General features: G+C 64.7%; 5 protein-coding genes. 1 reads left to right on the top strand and 4 read right to left on the bottom strand.

From position 1 onward, the window contains the following. Nucleotides 1–336, top strand: a 336-nt coding sequence (locus EN994_RS24375; RefSeq protein ID WP_127307862.1) for a DUF4864 domain-containing protein, incomplete at its 5' end; no start/stop codon positions are given. 4 nt (nucleotides 337–340) lie between these two features. On the opposite strand, the gene tgt is transcribed toward EN994_RS24375, so the two are convergent. The 4 genes from tgt to EN994_RS24355 all read right to left on the bottom strand — a co-directional run. Continuing rightward, a complete protein-coding gene (tgt, locus tag EN994_RS24370) occupies nucleotides 341–1,471 on the bottom strand; it encodes a tRNA guanosine(34) transglycosylase Tgt (RefSeq protein ID WP_024503503.1) in 1,131 nt (376 codons plus the stop codon). Next, nucleotides 1,464–1,733: a hypothetical protein gene (locus EN994_RS24365; RefSeq protein ID WP_013531822.1), complete on the bottom strand. Its 270-nt coding sequence runs from the start codon at nucleotides 1,731–1,733 to the stop codon at nucleotides 1,464–1,466. The genes tgt and EN994_RS24365 overlap by 8 nt, the downstream gene beginning before the upstream one ends. Continuing rightward, on the bottom strand, nucleotides 1,723–2,811 hold the full coding sequence (gene queA, locus EN994_RS24360; protein WP_063167941.1) for a tRNA preQ1(34) S-adenosylmethionine ribosyltransferase-isomerase QueA: 1,089 nt from the start codon (nucleotides 2,809–2,811) through the stop codon (nucleotides 1,723–1,725). Before queA ends, EN994_RS24365 begins: the two co-directional genes overlap by 11 nt. After that, nucleotides 2,811–3,162 (bottom strand): DMT family transporter (locus EN994_RS24355; RefSeq protein ID WP_127307861.1); only part of this gene is annotated, 352 nt, incomplete at its 5' end. The genes EN994_RS24355 and queA, both read right to left, overlap by 1 nt.

The following is a 3,162-nucleotide window of genomic DNA, read 5'->3' as shown; positions in this document are numbered from 1 at the left end:
GTTCATGAAGGCATCGACGGTCAGCTAAAGGCCCTCATCGCCAATGACGGCGCCACCGCCTACAGCTTCGCCGCCCCGAATGTGAAGCGGATCTTCCCGACCGTCGATGCCTTCATGAACATGGTGACCAACGGCTATCCGCCGGTGCGCAAGCCGCAGACTTATTCCTTCGGCAAGGTCGAGGAGACCGGTCCGGGTTCGATCGTCCAGCAGGTGCTGATCGTCGGCCCCGATGGCAAGGATTACGAGGCGGTCTATACGCTGCAGCAGCAGCCCGACGGCACGTTCCAGATCACCGGCTGCAGCCTGCGCGCCTCGAATTCGCTCAGCACTTGAGGCCTTACAGCAACGGGATATCGCCCCTCGCCCAGCCCTCGGTGATTTCGGCGCCGCGCGCCTCGAAGGTGCCAGCCTCGATCGCAGCGCGGATGTCCTGCATCAGTTTCTGGTAGTAGGACAGGTTGTTCCACGTCAAAAGCATGGCGCCGAGCGCTTCCTGCGAGCGCACCAGATGATGCAGATAGGCGCGTGAGTAGTCACGGGCGGCCGGGCAGTCGCTTTCCTCGTCGAGTGGGCGCGGATCGTCAGCATGGCGGGCGTTGCGCAGATTGACCTTGCCGCGCCTTGTATAGGCGAGGCCGTGGCGGCCGGCCCGTGTCGGCATCACGCAGTCGAACATGTCGATGCCGCGCGCCACCGACTTCAGGATATCGTCAGGCGTGCCGACGCCCATCAGATAGCGCGGTTTGTCCGCCGGCAGCTCCGGACAGGTGATGTCGAGCATCTCGAGCATCACCGCTTGCGGTTCGCCGACGGCCAGGCCGCCGACCGCATAGCCCTTCAACTCCATCGCGCTCAGCGCCTGCGCCGATCGCACCCGCAGCGCTGCGTTGTCGCCGCCTTGCACGATGCCGAACATCGCCTTGCCCGGCTGGTCGCCGAACGCCGTCTTGCAGCGCTCGGCCCAGCGCAGCGACAGCTCCATGGCGCGCTCGATCTCCTTCATTTCGGCCGGCAGCGCCGTGCATTCGTCGAGCTGCATCTGGATATCGGAATCGAGCAGCCCCTGAATCTCGATCGACCGCTCCGGCGACATCTCGTAGGCGGCGCCATCGATATGCGAGCGGAAGGTGACGCCCTTTTCGGTCAGCTTTCTCAGCTTCGACAGCGACATGACCTGGAAACCGCCACTGTCGGTCAGGATCGGATGCGGCCAGCGGGCGAATTCATGCAAGCCGCCGAGCCGCGCCACACGCTCGGCGCCTGGCCGCAGCATCAGATGGTAGGTGTTGCCAAGGATGATGTCGGCGCCGACGCCGCGCACCTGGTCCATATACATCGTCTTGACGGTACCGCCGGTGCCGACCGGCATGAAGGCTGGCGTGCGGATTTCGCCGCGCGGCATGTCGATCACGCCGCGCCGCGCCTTGCCGTCGATTGCCAGAACCTTGAAGCTGAACTGCTTAGCCATTGAATTCCTTGTCGTGGACCGGGGCGTCCGGCGCCTGCTTGTCGAGCGACTGGCGGTAGTGGATGCAGCCGCGCATGAATTTTGGCCAGGGCGGCACGGCGATCGATGGTTCGGTTTTTTCCGGCAGCAGGTCCCACAGATCGGGGTGATGCCAGCACAATTCATGGCCGGTGGAATCGCGGTGCTGGCGAATGCCGGCGCGCAGTTTTTTCACTTCCGCGATCAGCGCATCGCGGTCAAAGGCTTGCAGATCATCGTCCATCGCTCGTCTCCGCTCGGAAAAGCAGGCTTGCGTCGCCATAGGAATAGAATCTGTAACGGTTCTCGATCGCATGGGCATAGGCCGCGCGCATCGTGTCGAGGCCGCTGAAGGCCGAAACCAGCATGAACAGAGTCGAGCGCGGCAGATGGAAATTGGTCATCAGCATGTCGGCGGTGCGAAAACAGTAGCCGGGCGTGATGAAGATATCGGTCGGGCCGGACCACGCAGCCAGAGTACCGTCCTCACGCGCCGCACTCTCCAGCAGACGCAGCGAGGTCGTGCCGACAGCAACGATGCGCCCGCCCCTTGCTCTTGCGGCATTCAGGGCGTCCGCAGTGGCTTCGCTGACCGACCCGGTCTCGGCATGCATCTTGTGGTCGGCGGTGTCGTCCGCCTTGACCGGCAGGAACGTACCGGCGCCGACATGCAAGGTGACGAAGCGGCGTTCGACGCCTTTGGCGTCAAGCGCTGCAAAAAGCTCCGGCGTGAAATGCAGGCCCGCTGTCGGAGCCGCGACGGCGCCTTCCTCGCTTGCATAGATGGTCTGGTAATCGGCCCGGTCGCGTTCGTCGTCGTCGCGTTTCGAGGCGATATAGGGCGGCAGCGGAATATGGCCTACCGCGTGCAGCGCCTCGTCGAGGAACGGCCCCGACAGGTCGAAGCCAAGCAGCGCCTCGCCGCCCTCGCCTTTCTCGATCACCGTGGCGTCGAGCTGACCGAGGAAACAGGAATTGCCGTCATGGCCGAAATGGATGCGGTCGCCGGCGGCAATGCGCTTGCCCGGCCTCATGAAGGCCAGCCAGCGGTCCGGCGCCATGCGCATATGCAGCGTGGCTTCGACCTGCGCCGTCGCCTCGCCCCGCCGCCTTATGCCTTTGAGCTGCGCCGGAATGACTTTGGTGTCGTTGAACACCAGCACGTCGCCGGCCCTGAGCAAGGACGGCAGGTCGCCAACCGTCCGGTCCTCGAGCCCTTCGCCGGGCTTGACCAGAAGCATCTTGGCGCTGTCACGCGGCTGCGCCGGGCGGAGCGCGATGCGCTCCTCCGGCAAGTCGAAGTCAAAGACATCGACGCGCATCAGTAGAGCCGGACGAGCAGCGCTCCGGCCAAGAGCAGCACCGCGCCGGCAACGCGGCCGAGCGAGATTTCACGCACCGCGACGCCGAGGAAGCCGACGCGGTCGATGAGCATGCCGGCCAGCAACTGGCCGGCGACCAGAAACGCCATCAGCGCGGCAGCACCTATGCGTGGCGTCAGGATCGTCGACAGCGTGACATAGAAACCGCCGAGCATGCCGCCGGCCACGAACAGCCAGGGCGCCGGCGCTTTCCAGTCGAGCGAGATGCCTTGCAGCTTCACCACCGTAACGGAGATAATGCCGAGCACGATCGCGCCCGACAGGAACGAAAACGCAGCCGCCGCGACGGGG

Origin of the sequence: Mesorhizobium sp. M7A.F.Ca.CA.002.09.1.1, assembly GCF_003998555.1 — a bacterium.
Classification (GTDB): Bacteria; Pseudomonadota; Alphaproteobacteria; order Rhizobiales; family Rhizobiaceae; genus Mesorhizobium; species Mesorhizobium ciceri.
This window is presented reverse-complemented; position numbering and strand designations above follow the sequence as displayed.